The sequence below is a fragment of the Shewanella decolorationis genome, from assembly GCF_004354305.1.
In the GTDB taxonomy this organism is placed as follows: domain Bacteria; phylum Pseudomonadota; class Gammaproteobacteria; order Enterobacterales; family Shewanellaceae; genus Shewanella; species Shewanella decolorationis.
On the sequence record NZ_CP037898.1, the window covers coordinates 791,395 to 814,202 of the forward strand.

Below are 22,808 nucleotides of genomic sequence, written 5' to 3' on the forward strand. Positions count from 1 at the left end.
TGATTGTTAAGCAAGGATGAAGATGTTAGCAGCAAAAGGCTGTTAGCGGTTCTCGATTTAGCTTTGGGCATGGTGGGAGATGAGTGTGAAAGACGAAGGTTATACGTCACTTGGTCGTTTTATTGATTTGTTATTAGATGCCATTTGTGTCGTTGATAAATCGGGGCGCTTTGAATTTGTGAGTGCCGGAGCTGAACGCATCTTTGGTTATACCCCTGATGAAATGATTGGCATGAAAATGCTTGATTTAGTTCTGCCAGAGGATCGTGAACGCACACTTGCCGCCGCAGAGGAAATTATGGCGGGTCGATACAAAGTGGACTTTGAAAATCGTTATGTACGCAAGGATGGCGCGATTGTGGATATTCTTTGGTCTGCTCGTTGGTCAGAGGAATATCAACAACGGGTGGCCGTCGCTCGAGATATCACTAAGAATAAAAATGCTGAACGTCGCCAGGCTGCATTATATGAGATTTCTGAAGCTGTCCATGTGGCAGAGGATTTACTCTCACTTTACGGTCATCTCCATCAGATTATTGCCAAACTCTTACCCGCAGAAAATTTTGCTATAGCGCTTTATGATCAAGATTTAAATCAATTAGATTTCCCCTATCGGATAGCCGTGGCTGAAAATAATGTCGCTCATTTTGGTAGTGTTAACCTTTTTGCTGAACAGATTATTCAAACGGGTGAATCATCACTTTTTTGTCCTGTGTGTGAGACCTATACTTTTCCTGTGGGCGAAACCCCGATAAACCCTCATATTAGTTGGCTTGGTGTGCCACTAAAATTACAGAAGGGGGTGATTGGTGCGTTAATCATGCACAGTACGCCAGGTGCTAGGACTTATACTGCGCAGGACTGTGAATTAGTTGAGTTTGTCTCTTCCCAAATTGCTTTTGCCATTGAACGCCGCCAAATGTTGGCACGCTTAGAACATATTGCTCTTTACGATCAGTTAACGCATCTACCAAATAGAGAGCTATTTTACGATCGATTTCAAAAAGCCTTGTCTCGAGCCCATAGGGAGGCGAGTTATTTCTCTTTGCTCTATTTAGATTTGGATAAATTTAAATGGGTGAATGATTCCTACGGTCATAGCGTGGGAGACATGCTGTTGCAAATTACCGCTCAGCGACTGCTTGGGTGTGTGAGAGCCTCTGATACTGTTGCTCGTTTTGGTGGTGATGAGTTCGTAATTCTGCTGGAGCGAGTAGATTCTGCCCATAACACACTGTTGGTTGCCCAAAAAATACTGGAAACATTAAGCCAGCCATTCGAACTCGCTGATCATCAAATTCATGTTTTCCCAAGTATTGGCGTTGCTTTTTATCCTGAGCATGGCAGGGATGAGCAGCAACTTTTGTCCTGTGCCGATGATGCCATGTATAAGGCAAAGAAAAATGGCGGAAATCGCATTGAGTTAGGCTACCCGGGATTGAGAGGAAAGCACTTAGAAGCATTGATGATTTAATCCCCCAAAAGCGAATGGCAATTGGGGGACAAATCACTCAAGAGGATGAATTAGAGTTTAAAGCGCGAAACCTCTTGTTGTAGCGAGGCGGCTAAATGAGCCAGCTCTTGCGACTGCACCATTGCACTTTGGGCTTCGATAGAGAGGTTTTCTGACACTTCGCGGATAGACTCAGTATTTCGATTAATTTCACTGGTAACCGACGTTTGCTCCTCCGCTGCCGTGGCAATTTGGCTCGCCATGTCCGAGATCTCATTAATGGCTTTACTGATCTGTAGCAAGCTCTCACTAGCTGAGTTGGCGTCGGCAACACTGGTTTCAGCCATATCATGACTTTGGGTCATGGATTTTACCGCTTTGCCTGCTGTTTGTTGCAAGGTTTCAATCATGGCTTGAATTTCTTGAGTCGATGAGTGTGTACGTTGCGACAGTACGCGAACCTCATCGGCGACCACAGCGAAACCTCGACCTTGTTCACCGGCGCGAGCAGCCTCAATAGCAGCATTTAGGGCCAATAGGTTGGTTTGCTCTGCAATGCCGCTGATGGTGAGCAGAATACTATTAATCTTTTGTGAGTGTTCATTAAGCTCACTGATAATACGGCCAGCTGTATCAACTTCGTTCGCTAGGTTACGAATGGATTGCTGACTCTGCATCACTTGTTTTTGACCATGGTCAGATAGTCCAACGGCGTTTTGAGCGGTTTGTGCTGTATGCTCGGCGTTGCTGGCAATTTCTTCGGTGGCACTGGCCATTTCAGTTACAGCGGTGGCAACCATAGTGACTTCATCTTGTTGCACTGCAATACGTTGGCTATTTTCCGTCGCCGAAGCGCTGCTACCCTTCGCTTGGTATTCAAGCTGGCCTGCGATGTTGTGCATTCGTGAGATCATGCCGTGCAGGCGCTCCACAAAGCGGTTAAAGCCAGAGGCCAAGATGCCAATTTCATCATGGCTATTGGCAGTATGGATCCTGACCGTTAGATCGCCATCACCCTCGGCAATATCATTCAGAGCCAAGGCAACACGTTCTAAGTCCTTGAATTGAATTTTAAAGATAGCGACTAATACCAAGCCAAAAATCACCAGTAAGCAAGCACCAACGGCGGACATCCACCAAGCGAGTGACGTGGCTTGCGACATAATTTCCTGTTTGTTCATCACGAATATCAATGCCCAATCCGTTGATGGAACAGCAGCAACATAAACCAATTGGGTTTCGCCATCGAGTTCGCGCTCTTCCATTGTGTTGGTATTGGCACGTTGGGATAACCAGCTAGGCGTAAAATTTTTATCGACTGTATTGAGTTGTTGGTTGTTGAGCTGGTTGTTCGGATGGCTAATGATAAGCCCCGTTTTGTCGACCATCAGGGTATAACCTTTACCTGGGACTTCGAGTCGTTGCACGGCATCGGTCAGTTGATCTATGGTGAGGTTTGCTGCGGCCACCCCGAACAGACTGCCTGAGATCATCACAGGTTCAGCAATGGTCACTACTTGTTTCTTCAAAGTGGCGCTGACATAGGGAGCCGTCATCACCATAGCATTTGCGGCTTTGGCATCCATATACCAAGGACGAATGCGGGGATCATAGTTGGCTGTATTAAGCGACGGATCCTGACGGTACATGTTGCCTTGTTCATCACCAAAATAAGTGAGTGCAAAACCCATTGCATTGTGTGCTTGCAACAAATAAGGAGTTATTTGCACACTAGGGTTCGCTTCAATGGTTTTTTTAAGACTGGTGATGGCTGTTTTGCGATCTTGCATCCACAGGCCAATACCTTCGGCAAAGGTATTAGCCAGTTGGTCAATTTCGCGCTGCGTATTTTCTAACGCATTATTTCTAATGAAATAGCTTGAAATGCTTACCAGAACTGCGACTGTAATGAATACGGCGAAGAGGCTACTAAAAAGTAGCCGAGTTTTAAGTGTTGATCGCATATTTAATTCCTTTAAATTCCGTTAGCAACCTAACGTTAATAGAGTATAGCGGCTGAAAAGGGGAAAGCATTAATGGAACATAGCTTGTCTATATTACTTTGATTAAGTTGCGGTCGAAGCTTAGCTTAATACCAATCACATTAAATATCTCATCAGTTCAGAGCCTCACAGGCATTTCAATCCAAGGCGCATTGACGCAGAAATGGTCATCCCCTTTTAAGTCAATGCAACACCGGAGTGGGATGCCAGTGTGGCTCCCAAAGGGCGGGTTTCAACGCGCTTTATACTGCGTTTAAGGCTTTCGACAGAGCACCACTATGCCTTCAAGCCTTCGCCTTGTCTAAAGCGCGTTGAATTCCCGCTGAATGAGCAGATATTTAATACGATTGGTATAAAAGGTTGAGTGCGTCTGCATAAGGAAAATGATGAATTTGATTTATCCCACAGCTTTCGGTTGGCTTAAAGCATAGTATGTTGATGTATTTTAAGTGAGCGTGTTTTGAGTTCTTCATTAAGGAATTGAGTTGAATGTTATGAAATGGAATTTTCCCCGTTGGTGCCTGAATCCTTGGTTACATACCTGCCTGATATTTCTATTGCCCATCTTATTGGCCGCGGCGCTTCAACCACTCATTACTTCATATAGTGTTGAACAGAGGTTTAATCGAGATCTCAATGAGATAGCACTTACCTTTGTAAATGGTTTGGATGGTTTTGAGCAGAATAATGTTGAACAGGCGTTTGCGGAATTATCTTTTACCTGTAATGCCGATGATATTGCCCTACTGAATAGCCCTTCATTAAGCCCTGCTATCGTTCGTTTTATACAGTTAGAATTGGCAAACGGAGTTCAATGCTCAAATATCGGACCCGCGGTAAATTATCAATTTGACCACACTCGTAGCTTATTGATTGACTCACAACAGGTGGATATCGCTACAACGGTTGCTGCTAACGAAAGAACTCGCAGTATTGGTTATATTTTCCATTTAGGTGTACACCGTTTAGTCGTATTAACGAATAGCTCTGTTTACAACGAAATTCTCTCAAACCTGTGCGATGACTGTTACCAGTTAGACATCTATTATCAAGGACTATCTCCCCTTCAGCGTGGTGCTGAAATTTTAGAACAATCGAGTGCATTTATTGAGGACTCTCGTTATATCAATGTATTAGATATCACTTTAACCTTAAAAGCTGGAGATGTGCTCTATTGGCGTGAATTTTCACGTATTGGTGTTATGTTGTTCGTCGCCGCTTTAATTGTGGCCTTTTTAGCGGTGATTTTTTATTGGAACTGGCAATCTGCGCGGGTGTCGCTGGGAATGCTGATCCAAAAGGGCATTAGCCGCAAAGAGTTTATTCCCTTCTACCAACCAATTATCGATTGCCGCAGCGGCGAGGTGGTCGGGCAGGAAATGTTAGTGCGCTGGCGAAGGTTTGATGGGGTGCTCGTTCAGCCGAATCAGTTTATTCCCTATGCCGAAGATTCGGGCTTAATTCTGCCTATTACCGATCTGATTTTGGAGCGGGTGTATCAGGATTTACCTCAACTTAAGGGCTGGGTTAGCGTTAATATTGTCGCCCAGCATTTAGAGTCGGGTTTACTCAGTCAATGGTTTTCGTCTCACCCCGATCCTAGGACTAAGCGCATTTCCTTCGAGTTGACCGAGCGCAAACCCATCACTCAATTCGAATTAGCCTTGGCCGAAATGAAGGCGGTCACTCCCCTATGCCATGACTTTAAACTGGATGATTTTGGCACTGGCTTTGGTGGTTTTAGCTATTTACAGCGTCTTGGAATTAACAGTATCAAAATCGATAAGATGTTTATCGATACCATAGGCACGCAGGACTTAAAGGGCGCGGTACTCGATGCCATTATTGCCTTTGGCCGTGAGTCGCAGATGGATATGGTGGCCGAAGGTGTCGAAACGCAGGAGCAGGCGGATTATTTAGCTGCTAAAGGTGTGTATCAACATCAAGGATATTTTTACTCAAGGCCTTTGGCCTTTGAGGATTTGCTGCGGTTTTACCAGAAATTACCCTTCGGGAAATAAGACCGAGGCATAGAAAAGAGGCTCAGATGAGCCTCTTTTAGTGGGCGATTTATCAATGGGTCATTTTATTCTTAATCAGCACGCAGCGCTGCTCGGCTTGGCGAGTTTCTAACAGGGTGCGGCGGGCAAGATTCGATAATCCAGTTTGGCTATCTAACACTTTATCCAAGGCAGCAATACTGGTGTAGTTACAGTCGGTTGGGATAAGGTTACGGCTATAGCTACGCATAAATACTGGGCCTTTTTTATCCATATCCCCTAAGTTGGTGAGGCGCTCTTCGGCGGTCGCGGCGCTTAAGAGTTTTTGCTCCGCAGGATAGAGGTTTTCCATAATGATGCGCTGTTTAGCAAACGGTAGGGCGTCGGCGTGGACTTTACTCAACCAGCGTCGTTTTGCAGCCGCTTCTGGGCGGATAACTTGGGCGGCCAAGGCGGCTTTTTCACCCGAATCTGAGTTATCGCGGGCGGCTTCTTGGGTAATACGTTGCTGCGCATTCGGGAAGTCGTAGCGATTCAGCTGAGTGATAATGGCCCAGCGCAGATCTTGGTCTAAAGTTAAGCCCTTGATTTTGGTCCTGCCATCCAGCAATTGCGCTAAGTGACGCAGACTGTCGCGATCGCCTGCCAACTGAATATAGGCATTGAACCAGCGGCGCTGGAAGTCATTGTCGCCTCGACTCTCCATGGTCTTACGAAGGCTCATTTGCGCTAAGCCTTTGACCGCGTTTTCGGCATAATTTTGCTGAATCGGCGCGATTTGCGCGAGGTATTCTTTACTGCGTAGCAAGCTCGAAATAATCTGGCCGACGACAGTGTAGTCATTCTCCGCAGGGGCGTTAACGAACACTGTGCTCAAGTATTGATCTAGGCTCAGGTTACCCTCACGCACACTGTCCCACAGGCTTTGCCATAGCATAGAGCGCAGCAGCGGATCTGTGACTCGGCTTAACTGTTGCTTCGCGGTGTCGAAGGATTTGTCATCGAGTTGCACCTTCACAAAGCCCCAGTCATCGTAGTTGGGGTAAACGAGGTCTGGACAACGCTCACCGACTAATTGTTTCACCTCAGTGCGTTCGCCCTTGTAGGTGACTGGTACTGTGGTCTCGTGTCTTAAATCGAAGCGTCCTTTAGTGAACAGGGCGATTTGGACTTTCTGCTCCCTGAGTGTCGGCAACTCGCTGCTGGCAGGATACTGCAACAGGCTAAATTCGCTGATGCGGTTGCCGTCGCAGCGATACTCGACCTTGATGGTGTTGACTCCCGCACTGTAGAGCCAGTCCTTCGTCCAGGCGCTTAAGTCACGGCCAGCGGCTTTGGCTAGGCTATTGATAAAGTCATCTAGCTCAGCATTTTGATAGCTGTATTGCTTTAAGTAATTGCTTACGCCGCGCTGGAACACCAGATCGCCGAGTAAATGGCGCAACTGCTTGAGGGTCGAGGCGCCTTTTTGATAGGTGATAGCATCAATATTATCGAAGGCATTTTGGGTGGTCGCCACGGGCACTTCGATAGGATGCGTGGTCACTAGGCTGTCTTGCTCATAGGCGCGCTGTTTGCCTTGGGCGTAAAAACTGCGCCAAGCGTTGGTAAATTCGGTGGCTTCTTGGGTGGCGAGTGTGCCCATAAAAGAAGCAAAACTCTCGTTTAACCACAGGCCATTCCACCATTTCATGGTGACTAGATCGCCAAACCATTGGTGCGCCATCTCATGCATGATAACGCCAGCTAAGCTTTGTTTTTGCTCTGCGGTCATTGCCGCTTTGTGGAGGAAATGATCTTCGGCAAAGGTCACTGCGCCAGCGTTTTCCATCGCACCGTAGAGGAAATCTGGTACTAAGAGTTGATCGTATTTTTTAAAGGGATAAGGGATACCAAAATAGGCATCGAAAAAGTTTAAGCCTTGTTTAGTATAGGTAAACCAATCCTCTGGCGTGACTTGGTTAGCCACCGATTGGCGTGCAAATAAACGCATTGGATAGCGGCCAGAATTATCCTGCCACATATGGTATGGCCCTGCGTGCATAGAGAAGTTATACGGGCTTAACTTAGGTGTTTCAGGAAACTCCCAACGATTAATTGCCCCCGCAGGTGTGACTGAAGACTCGCGCATGGTGCTGATCACTTGCCAGTCCTTCGGCGCGGTCACGCTGATTTTATAGTTGGCTTTTAAATCGGGTTGGTCGAACACTGCAAACATTTGCTGCGCCGCTGCGGGTTCGAAGTGCGAGTACAGGTAGACCTTGCCATCGACTGGGTCTTGGAAACGGTGCAAGCCTTCACCATTGGTGCTGTGGGCGCGAGTAAATTGCACTTCTACCGTGTTGTCGCCCGAGGACAGTAAACGGGTATTCAAACTGATGTAGGACCCATTGTAATTAGGGTAAACCGCGGTGCCGTTAATCAAAAAGCGCTTAATTTGTGCCTTGTTCAAATCGAGACTCAATTGCTTAGGCACTTCGCTAAGATTGAAATGGACCTTAGTCGTTGCGCTAAACTCAGTGTCGCCAGTCAGTTGAAAATCCAGCTCATAATGCACATTCGAAATCACCTGTGAACGTAAGCTCGCCTGATATTGGCTGATATAAGGGCTGGCATCCCTAGGACCCGTATTTAACGGACTTTGGACGGCGCACGACATCAGTGCCGAGCAGGTGAGGGCGACTAGGCTGGCTTTAAACAAATTCACGACTTCAATCCTTCAACGATTTACTTTATTTATGGCTTGGATACGGCTCAGGAGGGCCAGTTTAAGTGGCGAACTTATCCGGTTCAAAAGCGGCACCCTTGCTGAGTATTTTGGGCGAGTACACTACCTTATTTAGCATGGATAACCAATGTTAAAAATGTAAAAAAAGCCAGCGAAATTGCTGGCTTTTATTGAGTATTTCGGTTTTAGCCCATGGGGCTGAGCGAGATTACATACCTAAGAAAGACTTAGACTTTGTCTTACGGATTTCTTTTTCATCTGACCATTCGATTAGGCCTGTCTCTAAATCCATCAGACGCATAGTCATCTTGTAGTAAACGTCTTTAGTGCTGCCATCTTGCTTAACGATGCTAGACAGGTTGCCATACAGCATGTACTGGGCACCGATTTGACGGCCAAACTTGATGGCGGTTGATGGGTCAACCATACCAGTATTGTTTTGGTAATCCAGTTGCTTACGAACTGAATCAACTTTTGTCATATCGATAAAACGGAACTTACCTGAGCGCAGTAACTTGTTGCTGATAGAGTCGGTTACTGACTCAGTATCGATATGCTCAGAGGTTTTGTTTTTGATGCTATCGACAAACAAAATTGGGCGGTTGTTCGCTGTCATCGCCACGATAGGCGGGAAAGTCATCATGCTATCGACCATCTTAGCGGCGATGGCTTGCAGATCCGTTGAGCCAAAGTTTGCGTTAACGGTTTCCACTTCGGTGGCATCGCCATACTCGACTTTCGATTGACATGCAGCCAGACCCATTACGGCAGCCAGCACAAAAATCAGTTTAAATTGTTTCATAGTCAGTTCCATTTTGTGATTGTAAAAACTTAATGACACTCGTTTTATTCAAACATTCACCGCTAGGTTAAATGATTATTGAATAAATTCGGGTGTAATTACCAGTATCAATTGCCCAGACCAAGGTGGTCTTGCCTGCGGCAACGTCAATTTTGGCCGGTGGTGCCTTGTCCAACTGTAGCGTGTATTGCCCCGGATTGAGGTAACGTCTGCCAATTTGCGCCTGTTTCGGCAGGGTCAACCAACTGCGGCGATCCGCCTGCTCGGTGACCACGTTAAAAATCTGCATCGCGATACTGCCAATATCGGCAGCATTATTGCCAGGCTTACCGCTTTTTTCGACCTGATAGGCCATTTCCGATTTGGCATACACCCGCGCGACTTGGCGAACCAAAGTACCGGGCAAATCTTCCTTGAGCGCGTTAATCGCTAGGGCATCGATATTGGCGATAGGCTCGGTTTTCAGCACTGTGCCTAAGCCTTGCACTTGAGCCTCGGCAACAAAACTATTGTTCGGTCCATAGGTTGCCAAAGAGACGGTTTGCCAATTGCCATGGATAGTGAAGGGCACTGTGAGCGCTTGTTTTTCAGGTACAAAGCCCTTTTCGACCATGAGAATCACTTGGCCTTCACCCGCCTTGGGAAGCTTGGCATCGCCCCAGCGCCTTTTAAACTCATCGTATTGCGGCATGCCGAGTTGCTTGGCAAGACGAACTAAATCCTGTTGCAGATAAGTGTTATCTGGAGTGATTTGCGCCGCTTTACGGTAGTCGATAAAGGCATCGTTTGGCTCGCCTAATACTTCATGCAACAGACCCGTAGTGTAGTAGCTGTAGGCATTGAGGAAGGAGCTGGTCACTGTGCCAGCGGCTTGACCGAGCTTATTCACTTCGGCATCTATGGTGCCATTGGCCATCGCCTGTACGGATTTTTGTGACTTTTGATAACGCTCCTGCTCAGAGCCTTGCAGCTCGTTACTGCGGCGAACCTCCACTAATGCGCCTTGATAGTCACCGCTGAACAGGTAATTCAAGGCTTGATATTGGTGCAGCATAATGCGCTCGTAGCCTGGGCCACGATAGGGAATGGCATTATCGTTTAATACTAAACTGGTGGCCGTTGCACCTATATCGCTGGCGCTGATCTTGGCTTTATCATCGAAGGCAGTATAGGCCTCAACCGCTTGCTGATAATACTTACGGCTGCTGGCAAAATCGCCGGCCACCTGCGCCACACGTCCTGCTTCTTGGGCGTAGAGCAGGCCATCATTACCTTGGATATTGCTGGCTAGTTTGTCGATATCCGCCATGGGCGTTGCGGTATTGAGCTGTTGTTTTATCGGTGCAATTTGTGCCGGATAATTAATAAAAATACTGTTATAGGCACAGCCGCTCGAGCCTAAGATGGCGGCGAGCATTAGCGTGCTAAGTGTGGGTTTAATAAAAGAGTATATGAAGGTGGTTTTCATGCCTGTGGTTTACCTTCTTGCCATTAGTTTTTGTTCTGGCATTTGAGAGCGTTCAAGCAAAGTGATCCCTTGTAGATGATCAAACTCATGTTGGAAAATACGAGCGATAAAACCTGTTAACTCAGTCTGTTGCCAGTGTCCTGCAAGATCTTGATAGCGCACGACAATCGTCTGGTGGCGCCAAATAGTAAACCTTTGTTCTGGGACAGATAAACAACCTTCCTCCCCCTTCTCAAGTAGTAAAGATCTCAACACTATCTGTGGATTAACCACCACGACAGGGTCCATTAGCGGTGCATCGGGATAACGCTCGTTTGGCCGGGATGCCATAATAAACAGGGCGAGTGGGCTATGGACTTGAGGAGCGGCAATTCCGACACCTTTTGCCTCAACCATGCTTGCAACCATTTGCGATGCTAAATGACTGAGCTTTTCATCAAAGTCGCGTACTTCATCCGCCTGCTTTTTTAAAATGGCTTCACCCACCAAGGCTATTGGTAGTGGCTGATTGGGGGCTGGTAACATCTCATCTTTAAACATCGCATTCCCTGGATATTTAGTGGTCATAGTGTCGTTAATGGATTGGATTATCCGTTATTGAATTAGTAATGTGGCGGTGGTGTTTCTTCTGCTTGGGTCGCAATATTACTGGGCTCCATCGCCTTTAACTTACCAATCAATAACTGAATTTGATGTTGCTGATTGGCAATAAGCTGGTTCAGCTTAATAACCTCTTGGTTTAACTCTTCGACCGTGAGCTCTTGAAAAGCCAATTTCATTTGCAGCTCTTCAATCTGTTCTTGTACGCCTTGCATGACTAACCTCTACTCCTGCCAAGTCTCAACTAGGCCTTGGCTACTGATACTAACCACTTTATTGGTATCTCGAATTGCCACAGAGTATACAACGGCTCCTCGGTTTTGGCTGTTTTTAGTCAGCGCAATTTGCCACTTAGCAATAGGTTTACCCGTTTGACGTTGCCAGAGTATGACTTCACGCGCGGGCGTGCCTGTAATCAGTTGAGTGTCTTGCTTGGCAAAGCGTACCGCTGAAAAGGTCATTTGGCGACGGTTAATTGCTAATTGATTTAAAACATTACCGCTATTGTTGTCCCAAATTTTGGCCTCGTTGGTACTGCCATTGGTAAAGCTTAAACTGCCGCTGTCGTTGAGAGCCACTTTAGTCACTCGGCTACCTATATTCCAAGTGTGGATAGGCTGGCCGGTTTGCGCTTGCCACAGGATAGCCTGCATATCGTTGGCGCCTGAGAGGGCAATACGGCCATCGGCGGAAAGCGCAACCGTATTCACTCGTTCCTTGTGGCCTAAGAATTTAATCAATGCTGTCTTAGTGGCATTGAGTGACATTACGCTGCCATCGTTTAAGCCAATCAGTAAGGCGCCATTATTCGCCACAGCCACACTCTCACCCGAGGCGGGCAGTGACCACCATCCAAGGGATTTGCCGTCGGCTATTGTCCATAGGGCAACTGAATCCCGGCTTAACGATGCGGCGAACTCACCGTTAGGCGAAATCGCGGTGGCCGTGACGCCAGTGTTGAGATCGCCATGTACCCATTGGTATTTGAGGCTATGAGTGGTTAAGTCCCAACATTGGACTCCCTGGCTTTGGGTGGCCACAATGGCAACAGTGCCATCACTCGAGAGACTCGCACTGTATGATGGCTCCTTTGAAACCACACGAATATCATCGGCTTTTGGCTGACATGCCGTTAAAAAAAGTGTGCAAATTACCAGCAGTAGGGTTTTCTTCATGAACTTGCTCCTAAAGTTGGTGTCTCTAGTCCGGTAGAGTGAAATTAATCACAGTTAACCCATAAAGAATCTAGTTGGTATAACCCAGATAACTAGTATAAAGTTGTCGCGCTTAGGTTATTGTAACCGCTTGAGGATGCTGAGGAAGCTTTAATGAAATCGATTTATAAATTATCGTTAGTTGCATTGGCTGTTATTGGCCTATCTGCTTGTAATCAAGAAGAAAAAGCAACAAATGCAAGCACAAATGTTGAATTAACGACTGAAGCACAAAAAGAAGCCTACAGTGTGGGCGCTTCAATCGGTCGTTATATGTCTGGCCATATCAAAGAGCAAGAAGAATTAGGCCTGCCAGTTGATCGTACTTTGATCGTAACGGGTTTTACTAACGGTTTGAATGATCAACTGAAATTAACCGAAGAAGAAATGCAAACTATTCTTCAAGGCTTAGACAAAAAGTTAAACGACAAGCGTACAGAACAAGCTAAAGCCATTGCGGCTAAAAACCTTGAGGATGGTAAAAAGTTCCTCGAGGAAAACAAAGCTAAGCCTGGCGTAGTAACCACTGAGTCTGGCCTACAATATGAAGTGTTAACTCCTGGTTCTGGTGACAAGCCAGCGGCTGAAGACACTGTAGAAGTGGATTATGTAGGTACTCTGCTTGATGGCACTGAGTTTGATAGCTCTTACAAGCGTGGTCAGTCGGCTAAGTTCCCATTAAACCGCGTTATTCCTGGTTGGACTGAAGGTGTACAGTTAATGCCTGTTGGCGCTAAGTACAAGTTCGTTATTCCTTCAGAGTTAGCGTACGGTGAGCGTGATAACGGTACTATTCCACCAAACTCAACGCTGATTTTTGAAGTTGAGCTGAAGTCTATTGAGAAAGCACAGCCAGCAGCTGCGGCTGAGCCTGCTAAAAAGTAATTGACAGTGATAACAACTTAACTCTGCTTAAGTTTTGCACTCATAGAATACCGCCCATTCAGGGCGGTATTTTTTTGCAATAAAAATGGCAATAAAGATGCCTGAAGAGTGCTGTTATCGATACAAACAAAACCATGGGGAGACTTGTTTAAGTGTTTTACATCATCTCGCAAACGACCAACGGCTAGGCTTTTTAAATCAAACCAGTGTTTAAAAGACGGATAAAGGGTATTATTTTGGTGACGAATAATATTTCAAAATAATGATCAAATAATTAAGTTTTAAATAAATTGCCATAATTTAAATTATCAAAAGCTCTTATTTTATTCGGGATGCCATACTTAAAAATATCATTAAAATATCATATTAATTTTTTGTTTGTTATTTGTGCAGGTTGTTTGGTTTGACTAAGTTGCTGTCTCTCTCTTACTTATTGTTTTATTGTTGTTTAATACTTTTGTTTTATCTGACTGTTCTCTATATGAGACAGTTGTGGCTGTAAAATTACATTTCCATCAATATGTTATCCGTGGATAGTGAGATCTTGCCCCCTTTTTTTAGCCCTACAACTCTGGAATAATCCGCCCGCACGTTAATAAAAATTAGCGGCAATATTATAATAATGGGGTTGTTGATATGGATAATGTTAATAAATTAACGGCTATTTCTTTAGCTGTTGCGGCTGCTTTGCCTATGATGGCAAGTGCTGATGTGATGATCACTGAATACGTAGAAGGTAGCTCAAACAACAAGGCTATCGAATTGTACAACAGCGGTGATACCGCAATTGATCTCACTGGTTATAAACTCGTTCGCTATAAAGACGGCGCAACCGATGCGCTGGATATGCAAGTATTAGATGGACAAAGCATCGCGCCTAAAGCGACTAAAGTTATTCTTAACTCAAGTGGTGCCATTACTCTCCCTCAAGGTGTCGATAGTTTTTCGGGCGCTTTAAGTTTTAACGGTGGTGATGCGGTTGCCTTAGTTAAAGATGGTGCGGTAGTTGATATTATTGGTGATGTACCAACGCCGACTGGTTGGGGCCTCGATGTCACTCTGCAGCGTAAACTCGATTCATTAGTCGCTAATACTGTCTTTAATCCTGCCCAATGGGAACAATTACCTAAGGACACCTTCACCGGTTTAGGTTCGCTAGAAGGTGCAGCAGAGCCAGAAACACCAGTCTTTAGCTGCAGCGGCGCGAAAATCGTCCCTATTTATCAAGTCCAAGGCGCGGGTGAGTCTAGCCCTTATGTTCCAGCTGGCGCATTCGAGTCTGAAACTGAAGTGACTGTTCGCGGTGTAGTGACTGCCCGTGGCGAGAGCTTATTCAAAGGTTTCTACCTTCAAGAAGTGAAGGGCGATAACTCGCCATACACCTCAGACGGTGTGTTCGTGTTTTTAGGTGAGAATCCACCAGAAGCGATTCAACCTGGGGTTGAGGTCTGCGTTCAGGGTAAGGTGAAGGAATACTTCGGCTTAACCCAAATCGATATCAAAACCGACAAGAAATTCGAAGTCGGTACCAAGGGCGAAGTCCCTGCTGCTGCGCCATTCTATGTTGCTGATGGCGAAACCTTAGCGCAGGCATTAGAGCGCTACGAAGGCATGAACGTGAAACTGGATGCGGGTAGCGATCTGAAGATCAGTCGTACCTTCAGCTACGATTATGCTGGCCGTCGTAATAATATGCTGGTGTCTTACAAAGCGCCGTTGATGAAGCCAACTCAGCTTTATCCTGCATTATCTCCAGAAGCGACTGCTTTAGTTAAATCTAACCTTGAAAATCAGTTGTTTATCGAGTCTGACTACAAGCCTGCCGATGGTGTTATCCCTTACTTCCCTGATTTTAACGTCGAAACCGGTTATATCCGTGTGGGTGACCAACTGACTAATCTTGAAGGGGTGATTGGTTATAGCTACGGTGCTTACCGTTTAGTGGCTACTAACACCATTACCGCTGGTGACTTTATCCGCGGTGACGATAGAACTGACGCACCTTCGGTTGCAACTAAGGGCGATATCCGTGTTGCTAGCTTTAACGTACTGAACTTCTTCAACGATGTTGTCGGTGGTGACACTAATCCATCGGGCAGTAACCGCGGCGCTTTGACCGAAGAGGAAATGTTACTGCAACGCGCGAAAATCGTTAGCGCTATCACCGCCATGAACGCCGATATCGTAGGTTTAATGGAAATCGCTAACAACGGCTTTGGTGAAAAGAGCGCAATTAAGAACTTAGTTGATGCCTTAAACGAGAAGCAAACTGCTGAAAACGCTTATAGTTTCGTTGAAATCACCGATGAAGATAAATACGACGGTAAGTACTTCGGTAGCGATGCCATTACTGTGGGTATGCTCTACCGCGCAGGCAAAGTGAGCTTAGCGGGTGCGGCTCGTACTATTGATACGCCAGAACAACACGCTAGCGCTGGCAGTGTGACTCGCACTAAAGACGGTAAAACTGAGACCAACCCAGGTAACGATGCTTATCAACGTCACAGCTTAGCGCAAACCTTTAAGATCCATGATGAAAACTTAACCGTTGTGGTTAACCATCTAAAATCTAAAGGTTCAGGCTGTCTAGAAGATTGGGTCAACTTCGAAGAGTCAGTCGATCCTGCCGATCAACAGGGCAAGTGTAACGCCTTCCGCGTGTCAGCGGCTAAAGTGCTTGGCGAAGCTTTGAAAGATGTTAAAGGCGATCTGCTGGTGATTGGCGATATGAATGCCTACGGCATGGAAGATCCTATCCGCGTATTGACCGACTACGATGCGAGCAAGTCTGACAGAGATATTATGACCGCCTCTTGGACCACCTTAAATGGCAAAGTGTTTGAGCGCCAAGGCAGCAAGATTGAGAAGGGCTATGGCCTAGTTAACCTCAATACTAAGGCTCACGGCGCTGGTACTTACTCATACAGCTACAACGGTGAGTTAGGTAACCTCGACCATGCCTTAGCAAATACTAGTCTTGCTAAGCGTTTAGTGGATATCGAAGATTGGCATATCAACTCGGTTGAATCTAACTTGTTCGAATACGGCAAAAAATTCTCTGGCGCACTGGCCAAATCTGAGAATGCTTTCTCAGCCTCTGACCATGACCCAGTGATTGTGGCATTAAGCTACCCTGCGCCTGTTGAGCCACCAAAACCTGAGCCAAAACCCAAGGATGATGGTGGTGCATTAGGATACTTAGGCTTAGCCTTGCTATCGCTATTCGGCCTGCAACGCCGTCGCCGTTAATCGAGAGTTTACATGCTCACGGCTAAGTTTGTGAGCTAAACTCAGAGCTAAGGGATGGTTTTACCATCCCTTTTTTATGGCTCGAATCGGGTTTAATTCGTCAATTGGAGAAGAGAAGATGGCGACTGGCTCCAACCCTTCTATTGGTGTAGTAAAGGCACCTCTGTGGTTCTATTTTGTCGCACTGATCAGTTTGTTATGGAACATCATGGGCTTATTGGCGTTTGTTATTCAAATGACCATCACCCCCGAAGCCATGGCGCAGATGAGCCCTGACCAAATAAAGCTCTATGAATCGACACCCGCTTGGCTCAACTTTGTGTTTGGTTTTGCGGTGGTTTCTGGTGTTATCGGTTGTCTGTTGTTACTCATTAAAAAGGCCTTCTCTTATAAAGTGTTACTCGCGTCTCTCGTCGCCGTATTGGTGCAGATGGGCTATGTCTTTGGGATCCAGCAGGCGGCAGCGGTATTAGGCAGCGATGCTCTTGTGATGCCGAGCGTAGTAATCCTATGGGGGCTGTTTTTAGTCTGGTTTAGTCGTTTGGCTGTCACAAAGCATTGGTTAACTTAGGCGTAGCGTCTCCTTGCCGTCTTATACTGATTAAGCCAATGCGTTTGTGTTGAACTTCAGTCACTTCTTAGTAAACTGCTAGCTGGTTTTCTTTACTAGGATGTTGAAATGAGTATTTGGTTTAGACCAGTAACCTTAGAGGATTGTGCCCGTTTAGATGCTGGTATGGGGGGCAAAGGCACCTTGATGCAGACCCTAGGGATTGAGATCAGCGAGATTGGCGATGACTATATGAAGGCGACTATGCCAGCCACGCCCGCCGTACATAATCCCTTAGGCATTGTCCATGGCGGCGCGAACGTAGCATTAGCCGAAACGGTTGCAAGCTATGCGGCAAACTTTGCGGTGGATTTCGAGCAATATTATTGTGTTGGACAAGAGATTAACGCCAACCATTTACGCGCTTCGCGTAATGGTGTGCTAACCGCAACGGCAAAACCTATTCACCTAGGGAAACGCAGTTCGGTGTGGGAAATCTTAATCCATAATAGTGCAGGGGAGTTGACCTGTATTTCACGGATGACGGCGGCAGTCGTTAAACGCTAATCTGGCTCAACCAACCTGTTTCTGTTGTATCAATCGATAAAAAGGATGTGATATGGATAGTGCAATGATGTGGGAATGGGTTGGTTATTTAGCGTCTGTGGTGGTAGCCATCTCTTTGATGATGTCTGACATCAAAAAATTACGTTGGTTGAATTTGTTTGGTGCGATGCTTTTTGTTGCCTATGGGATAGCGATACAAGCTTACCCGGTGGCGGCTGTTAACTTTTTTATTGTGTTAATCGATATCTATTATTTGGTCGTCATCTATCGTGAGCAGGCGGCTTCTGCCAGCGATTAATATTTATGTCTTTGAATCAATGTAAGTATTCTTAGCTTGTTTTAAGTTCGAGTTTTCATTTTTGCCAAGTTGATTCGTTTCACATCGGGCATAATCTTTATTCTGTTGCAGGCTCTTTCATCACATTCGGGGAGTGAGCGTTACTCCCCCGAATGCTCTAAATACTCTCTATTAATCTAAAATGTAGATTGTTTGAATCTGTATTAATCGTTTTATTCAATTTTAATTTTTCTCTATTCTAATCCCATCGACAAAACGTCGTCCGCCAAGGAGATAAGCCATGGCTACTATTTTCGATTTAATTGAATCTTGGATTAATACCAGAAAAGACTAAGGAGCAAGATATGAGTCAACAGTATTTAACTAGCCAAAGCGGTTCCCCGATTGCTGACGATCAAAACTCGTTATCAGCGGGTGAGCGTGGTCCTTTACTACTGCAAGATTGGCATTTAATTGAAAAGCTCGCACATTTTAACCGTGAGCGTATCCCTGAGCGTGTTGTGCATGCCAAAGGCACAGGTGTATACGGTACTTTCACCCTGACCAAAGACTTAAGCGAATACACCATTGCTGACCATTTTAACGGTGTTGGTAAGCAAACTGAAACCTTCGTGCGCTTCTCTACCGTAGGCGGTGAAATGGGCTCTGCCGATGCCGAGCGTGATCCCCGTGGTTTTGGTCTGCGCTTCTATACCGCCCGTGGTAATCACGATATCGTGGGTAACAACACGCCGACTTTCTTCCTGCGAGACGGGATTAAGTTTCCAGACTTTATCCATACCCAAAAGCGTAACCCATTGACGAACCTTAAAGATCCACAAGCTATGTGGGACTTCTGGTCATTAAACCCTGAAGCCATGCACCAAGTGACGATTCTGATGTCTGACCGTGGTATTCCGGCAAACTACCGCCAAATGCATGGTTATGGTTCGCATACTTTCTCGTTTTGGAATGCTAAAGGTGAGCGTTTCTGGGTGAAGTTCCACTTCAAATCGCAGCAAGGTGTGGTGAACTTAACCAACGAGCAAGCCGATAAGTTAAAGGGTATTGACCCTGACTCATCCCAGCGCGATATGGTAGTGGCAGTGACCGATGGCAACTTCCCACGTTGGACAGTGAACGTGCAGATCATGCCTGAGGCCGATGCAAATACTTACCATATCAACCCATTCGATTTAACTAAGGTGTGGCCACATGGCGATTACCCGTTAATTGAAATTGGTGTGTTAGAGCTAAATCGTTTACCGCAAAACTACTTTGCCGAAGTCGAGCAAGTGGCATTAGCACCGAGCAACTTAGTACCAGGTGTAGGCGCATCGCCAGATAAGATGTTACAGGCACGTTTATTCGCCTATGCCGATGCGCAGCGTTATCGTATTGGGGCGAACTACAACCAGTTACCAGTAAACTGCCCACATGCGACTAAAGCCAATCACCACCAACGTGCTGGCGCTATGGCGGGAACGCAATGCCCTTACCACGGTAGCCAAACCGGTGGCGATGCCGCGGCTAACTATGGTCCAAACAGCACAGCGGGAGCTTTAGTTGAACCGGCTAACTTTGCCGAGCCACCACTGCGTTTAGATGGCGAAGCAGCGCGTTACAGCCGTTACAATCAGGATGATTACACGCAAGCGGGTAACCTGTATCGCATCTTCAGCGAAGCTGAGAAAGCGCGCTTAGTGGAAACGATTTCAGGCTCACTGCGTCAAGCGAGTTTGGATGTGCAGCAACGTATGCTGGCGCATTTCCATAAGGCCGATGCGGATTACGGTCAACGGATCCAAACTGCACTCGGGTTATAAGCTTAATTAACCGATAAAAAGGCCAGTGTTATCACTGGCCTTTTGGTTTATCTTCATTTTATCAACTAGTTAACCATAAAGGTTGCAACGCCGAGCAGGGCGAATAAAATCGCGCAGCCCCGGTGGATCCACTTCATTGGTAGTTTTTCGGCACTAAAATGCCCTGCAATAACCACTGGGACGTTCGCCAGCAACATACCTAAAGTGGTACCTGCAACCACCATGGCTAAGGCATCGTATTTAGCGGCTAACACGACAGTCGCGATCTGAGTCTTGTCGCCCATTTCGGCAATAAAGAACAGAATAAAGGTCGCGATAAAAGGCCCCATCTTATAGAAGCGGCTTTCTTCGGCGTCCACTTTATCGGGGATTAACACCCATAGCGCAATCGCAAAGAAGGAAGCGGCAACCAAGTAGCGTGCAACATCTGGGCTTACCCAGTTAATCGCCCATTGCCCAAGCCAAGCGGCGGCAAAATGATTAAACAGAGTCGAGAGTAAAATTCCCAAGATAATCGCGGTTTTATTTTTAAATCTTGCAGCGAGCAATAGGGCAAGCAGTTGAGTTTTATCGCCAATCTCGGCGATGGCAACCGTAAAGGTTGAGGCGAGTAACGCTTCCAAGTGTGATCCTTTTAGGGGTGGTTTTTGACATAAGCACAATAGACCGTCCACCCCTAGGTGCGGTTACTGTGCTCAGGTCTTGCAGGACAAATCGATGATTTGCTGTGAACACCATGGCATGCTGCCAAGTATGTTGATGTTCACCCTGAATATCGATGGCTCGAAATCCAGTTAGCTACTCCCCCGAAGCGAGGAGGGCATTATACCCAAGTAAGAGTCTGTTTCAAGGTTAAACTCGTCAAGCTGAATAGCATAAAATCTGACAGGTGCCAAAAAATTACCGCCGAACATTCTGTAATCAATTGAATTTAAAGGTTTTAATTTTTGACAACGTTGTCTTTTATTGTTAGGTTAACCCTGTCTTAATTTTAAGTTACATATTGTTAACTTGAATTAAGATCCACCGTATTTGGCAAACTAATTGAAAAATTAGGACGCAAAGCCTCCGGTCTAAGGTTGTAAAGGGATGTTGTAACTAAGATAGCGGGGTTGCCTCAGAATTGAGCCGATGCTTTCAATTCTTTGAAAAATAAACGGCTTTGCTTAATGCTGTTTTGCCCAAATACCACTTTTATACCTATGCCAATCTCGTTGAGAAAGGCACCCTACGGAGTACATTAAAGTGGAACATCAAACTGCTTTTTCACCAATGACAAACGCTAAACTCAAATTAAGTCTTATTGCCTTAGCTTTAAGCGCCACGAGTGCGCTCGTCAGCCAAACGGCGTCGGCCCACGGTTATGTAGTATCACCAGAGTCACGCTCGTACGCCTGTAAAACTGGCAGCAATTTAAACTGTGGCGCCATTCAATGGGAGCCGCAAAGTGTTGAAGGTCCATCAGGTTTTCCTGAATCAGGCCCGGCAGACGGTAAAATTGCCAGCGCAGCCAACGGGGCGTTTTCTCCCTTGGATGAGCAGAGCCCAACTCGTTGGTCTAAGCGCGATATCAAAGCGGGTTGGAATGACTTTTCTTGGCAGTTTACCGCTAACCATGTGACCCGCAATTGGCGTTACTATTTAACTCGCCAAGGTTGGGATCAAAACCAAGCGTTGAGTCGAGCAAGCTTTGACTTAGCCCCCTTCTGTGTGGTCGACGGTGGCATGGTGCAACCGCCTAAGTTAGTGACACATAACTGTTATGTGCCTGAAGACAGAACCGGTTATCACGTGATTTTGGCCGTGTGGGAAGTGGGTGACACCACTAACAGCTTCTACAATGCCATTGATGTGAATTTTAGTTCAGGTCCTGTTGTACCCGGTGAATGGGCCGATATTGGTGATATCAATCCGTCACTCGATCTTAAGGCGGGTGATAAGGTGATGACGCGGGTGTTTGACGCCAACGGTGAGCAAACTGCCAAGCAAACTCAGATAACCATTGCCGATGCCACCCAAGGCGCCAAGCAAAATTGGCCATTCCTGTTAGCCAGTGCCATTAATGCCCAGCAGCCACAACTTAAGGCTGGTCAGAAGAATGCTACCGGGGTGATCTCGCCCGTTTACGGTAAAAATGAGATTTATTCCGCGCCAAATTCGGGGCTAGAGCGAGTGGAGGTGAGCTTTGATATTGCGCCTGCGCCGGGCAATCAGCTCGATGTTACGTCACTGGCCGATGACTACACTATTGTCGATGGTGCCGCAAAGGTCAGTTTCGATGTTAGCACTAATACCGATATGCAGGTCTCGGCGTACCTGTTTAGCCACGATGGCACGGCAGCAGGATATGTGACGCAAGCGGTCAATAATACGAGCGCGAGTCTAGTGCTTGATGTTGTCGCGCCAAAGGCGGGCCATTATCACTTACAGGTGAAGGGCGAGCCTAAGCAAGGTGAGGTTATCCAGCAAAACTTCGATCTGTTCTTAAAAGATCAAGCCACTGCTCCCGATGCCGACTTTGTCTTCCCCGAGGGCATTAAAAACTATGTCGCGGGTACCAAAGTACTGCAACCTAAAACCGGCAAAGTCTACCAATGTAAACCTTGGCCCTATAGCGGTTATTGCGTGCAATGGTCGCCAACGGCAACCGGATTCGAACCGGGTGTCGGCGACTCTTGGACTATGGCTTGGACTGAACTGTAACCTGTTAACAGGGAATGAGGGATTGTGAGTCGTGTTACTCCGCGACATTGAGCAATCCCATGATCCCCGTGAGCGAATCGCAAAGCCAATAGATAAACCCTGCAATGCCACAGGTGTTGCAGGGTTTATTGTTTTGATAACAGATCCGCCTCGATTTTTTATCTTTTACTCACATTTCCCCTTCGGATAGCCAAAGCGATGTCATCTTTGTCTATAACTGGCTTGCCCGCTGGGATAGGCTCTGTTAATGTCCCTAGCTATCTTCTATTACGCGCGATGTCGCTGCTTTGCTAAGGCAATCACGGTTGAAATTAATGTCACTTTTCTGCAAACGATTTAGTTAGCCTCAATGGCGACTGGGTTGAAATATTCAAAAGCTATTGGGGCCAATTGATCTGCTCTTTGAGATCGGATTGGATGCTTTAAGTTTAGTGACGCTTTCGTTTGAGATTGTTGTTGGCTTAATCACAGAGTGCGCAAGGC

Annotated in this window: 17 protein-coding genes and 2 riboswitches; of the genes, 9 read left to right on the plus strand and 8 right to left on the minus strand. The window is 46.3% G+C overall.

Going from position 1 to position 22,808, the window contains the following annotated elements; translation table 11 throughout:
* The first annotated feature begins 85 nt into the window (after positions 1 to 85).
* Entirely contained in the window at positions 86 to 1,474 is a 1,389-nt protein-coding gene (locus EYR25_RS03505; RefSeq protein WP_133178565.1) for a sensor domain-containing protein, read from the plus strand.
* A 50-nt stretch (positions 1,475 to 1,524) separates the two neighbouring features.
* Here the strand turns inward: EYR25_RS03505 and EYR25_RS03510 are convergent, their stop codons facing one another.
* Positions 1,525 to 3,417, minus strand: a complete 1,893-nt coding sequence (locus EYR25_RS03510; protein WP_133178566.1) for a methyl-accepting chemotaxis protein — start codon at positions 3,415 to 3,417, stop codon at positions 1,525 to 1,527.
* Positions 3,418 to 3,950: 533 nt separating this feature from the next.
* On the opposite strand from EYR25_RS03510, the gene EYR25_RS03515 reads away from it, so the two are divergent.
* A complete protein-coding gene (locus EYR25_RS03515; RefSeq protein ID WP_133178567.1) occupies positions 3,951 to 5,477 on the plus strand; it encodes an EAL domain-containing protein in 1,527 nt (508 codons plus the stop codon).
* Between the two features lie 52 nt (positions 5,478 to 5,529).
* Here EYR25_RS03515 and pepN read toward each other — a convergent pair whose 3' ends face one another.
* The 6 genes from pepN to EYR25_RS03545 form a co-directional block, all read right to left on the minus strand.
* Entirely contained in the window at positions 5,530 to 8,163 is a 2,634-nt protein-coding gene (gene pepN, locus EYR25_RS03520) for an aminopeptidase N (protein ID WP_133178568.1), read from the minus strand.
* 229 nt (positions 8,164 to 8,392) lie between these two features.
* Positions 8,393 to 8,986: a penicillin-binding protein activator LpoB gene (lpoB, locus tag EYR25_RS03525; protein WP_200862652.1), complete on the minus strand. Its 594-nt coding sequence runs from the start codon at positions 8,984 to 8,986 to the stop codon at positions 8,393 to 8,395.
* A 67-nt stretch (positions 8,987 to 9,053) separates the two neighbouring features.
* Positions 9,054 to 10,454, minus strand: coding sequence for a COG3014 family protein (locus EYR25_RS03530; protein ID WP_133178569.1), 1,401 nt, complete (start codon positions 10,452 to 10,454; stop codon positions 9,054 to 9,056).
* Positions 10,455 to 10,463: 9 nt separating this feature from the next.
* Complete coding sequence (gene def, locus EYR25_RS03535) at positions 10,464 to 10,994, minus strand: peptide deformylase (RefSeq protein WP_133178570.1); 531 nt, start codon at positions 10,992 to 10,994, stop codon at positions 10,464 to 10,466.
* Between the two features lie 62 nt (positions 10,995 to 11,056).
* Positions 11,057 to 11,269 (minus strand): SlyX family protein, encoded by a 213-nt coding sequence (locus tag EYR25_RS03540; protein ID WP_011716034.1) that lies wholly within the window; start codon positions 11,267 to 11,269, stop codon positions 11,057 to 11,059.
* Positions 11,270 to 11,278: 9 nt separating this feature from the next.
* On the minus strand, positions 11,279 to 12,229 hold the full coding sequence (locus tag EYR25_RS03545) for a WD40 repeat domain-containing protein (RefSeq protein ID WP_133178571.1): 951 nt from the start codon (positions 12,227 to 12,229) through the stop codon (positions 11,279 to 11,281).
* A gap of 153 nt (positions 12,230 to 12,382) precedes the next feature.
* Between EYR25_RS03545 and fkpA the strand changes: the two genes are divergently transcribed.
* From fkpA to katB, 6 genes are all read left to right on the plus strand, one after another.
* Positions 12,383 to 13,153, plus strand: a complete 771-nt coding sequence (fkpA, locus tag EYR25_RS03550) for an FKBP-type peptidyl-prolyl cis-trans isomerase (RefSeq protein WP_023268389.1) — start codon at positions 12,383 to 12,385, stop codon at positions 13,151 to 13,153.
* Positions 13,154 to 13,789: 636 nt separating this feature from the next.
* Positions 13,790 to 16,402 carry an extracellular exonuclease ExeM gene (gene exeM / locus EYR25_RS03555; protein ID WP_023268388.1) on the plus strand — a complete coding sequence of 871 codons (2,613 nt, stop codon included), beginning with the start codon at positions 13,790 to 13,792 and terminating at the stop codon, positions 16,400 to 16,402.
* A 118-nt stretch (positions 16,403 to 16,520) separates the two neighbouring features.
* On the plus strand, positions 16,521 to 16,973 hold the full coding sequence (locus tag EYR25_RS03560; RefSeq protein ID WP_039978636.1) for a hypothetical protein: 453 nt from the start codon (positions 16,521 to 16,523) through the stop codon (positions 16,971 to 16,973).
* Positions 16,974 to 17,081: 108 nt separating this feature from the next.
* Entirely contained in the window at positions 17,082 to 17,519 is a 438-nt protein-coding gene (locus tag EYR25_RS03565) for a PaaI family thioesterase (RefSeq protein ID WP_011623775.1), read from the plus strand.
* A gap of 52 nt (positions 17,520 to 17,571) precedes the next feature.
* Positions 17,572 to 17,817, plus strand: coding sequence for a YgjV family protein (locus EYR25_RS03570; RefSeq protein WP_023268386.1), 246 nt, complete (start codon positions 17,572 to 17,574; stop codon positions 17,815 to 17,817).
* A gap of 344 nt (positions 17,818 to 18,161) precedes the next feature.
* Positions 18,162 to 19,622 (plus strand): catalase KatB, encoded by a 1,461-nt coding sequence (katB, locus tag EYR25_RS03575; protein WP_133178572.1) that lies wholly within the window; start codon positions 18,162 to 18,164, stop codon positions 19,620 to 19,622.
* 65 nt (positions 19,623 to 19,687) lie between these two features.
* On the opposite strand, the gene EYR25_RS03580 is transcribed toward katB, so the two are convergent.
* Positions 19,688 to 20,245 carry a TMEM165/GDT1 family protein gene (locus EYR25_RS03580; RefSeq protein ID WP_133178573.1) on the minus strand — a complete coding sequence of 186 codons (558 nt, stop codon included), beginning with the start codon at positions 20,243 to 20,245 and terminating at the stop codon, positions 19,688 to 19,690.
* An 85-nt stretch (positions 20,246 to 20,330) separates the two neighbouring features.
* Positions 20,331 to 20,434: riboswitch (yybP-ykoY riboswitch) on the minus strand.
* A gap of 212 nt (positions 20,435 to 20,646) precedes the next feature.
* Positions 20,647 to 20,742: riboswitch (cyclic di-GMP riboswitch) on the plus strand.
* 152 nt (positions 20,743 to 20,894) lie between these two features.
* Here EYR25_RS03580 and gbpA point away from each other — a divergent pair.
* Complete coding sequence (gene gbpA, locus EYR25_RS03585) at positions 20,895 to 22,325, plus strand: N-acetylglucosamine-binding protein GbpA (protein WP_425057217.1); 1,431 nt, start codon at positions 20,895 to 20,897, stop codon at positions 22,323 to 22,325.
* Positions 22,326 to 22,808 lie beyond the last annotated feature (483 nt).

Excerpts from the sequence above, each read along its gene's own strand:
- EYR25_RS03510 (WP_133178566.1), bottom strand. The coding sequence starts at position 3,417 with ATGCGATCAACACTTAAAACTCGGCTACTTTTTAGTAGCCTCTTCGCC.
- EYR25_RS03515 (WP_133178567.1), top strand. The coding sequence starts at position 3,951 with ATGAAATGGAATTTTCCCCGTTGGTGCCTGAATCCTTGGTTACATACC.
- lpoB (WP_200862652.1), bottom strand. The coding sequence starts at position 8,986 with ATGAAACAATTTAAACTGATTTTTGTGCTGGCTGCCGTAATGGGTCTG.
- EYR25_RS03530 (WP_133178569.1), bottom strand. The coding sequence starts at position 10,454 with ATGAAAACCACCTTCATATACTCTTTTATTAAACCCACACTTAGCACG.
- def (WP_133178570.1), bottom strand. The coding sequence starts at position 10,994 with ATGTTTAAAGATGAGATGTTACCAGCCCCCAATCAGCCACTACCAATA.
- EYR25_RS03540 (WP_011716034.1), bottom strand. The coding sequence starts at position 11,269 with ATGCAAGGCGTACAAGAACAGATTGAAGAGCTGCAAATGAAATTGGCT.
- EYR25_RS03545 (WP_133178571.1), bottom strand. The coding sequence starts at position 12,229 with ATGAAGAAAACCCTACTGCTGGTAATTTGCACACTTTTTTTAACGGCA.
- fkpA (WP_023268389.1), top strand. The coding sequence starts at position 12,383 with ATGAAATCGATTTATAAATTATCGTTAGTTGCATTGGCTGTTATTGGC.
- exeM (WP_023268388.1), top strand. The coding sequence starts at position 13,790 with ATGGATAATGTTAATAAATTAACGGCTATTTCTTTAGCTGTTGCGGCT.
- EYR25_RS03560 (WP_039978636.1), top strand. The coding sequence starts at position 16,521 with ATGGCGACTGGCTCCAACCCTTCTATTGGTGTAGTAAAGGCACCTCTG.
- EYR25_RS03565 (WP_011623775.1), top strand. The coding sequence starts at position 17,082 with ATGAGTATTTGGTTTAGACCAGTAACCTTAGAGGATTGTGCCCGTTTA.
- EYR25_RS03570 (WP_023268386.1), top strand. The coding sequence starts at position 17,572 with ATGGATAGTGCAATGATGTGGGAATGGGTTGGTTATTTAGCGTCTGTG.
- katB (WP_133178572.1), top strand. The coding sequence starts at position 18,162 with ATGAGTCAACAGTATTTAACTAGCCAAAGCGGTTCCCCGATTGCTGAC.
- gbpA (WP_425057217.1), top strand. The coding sequence starts at position 20,895 with ATGACAAACGCTAAACTCAAATTAAGTCTTATTGCCTTAGCTTTAAGC.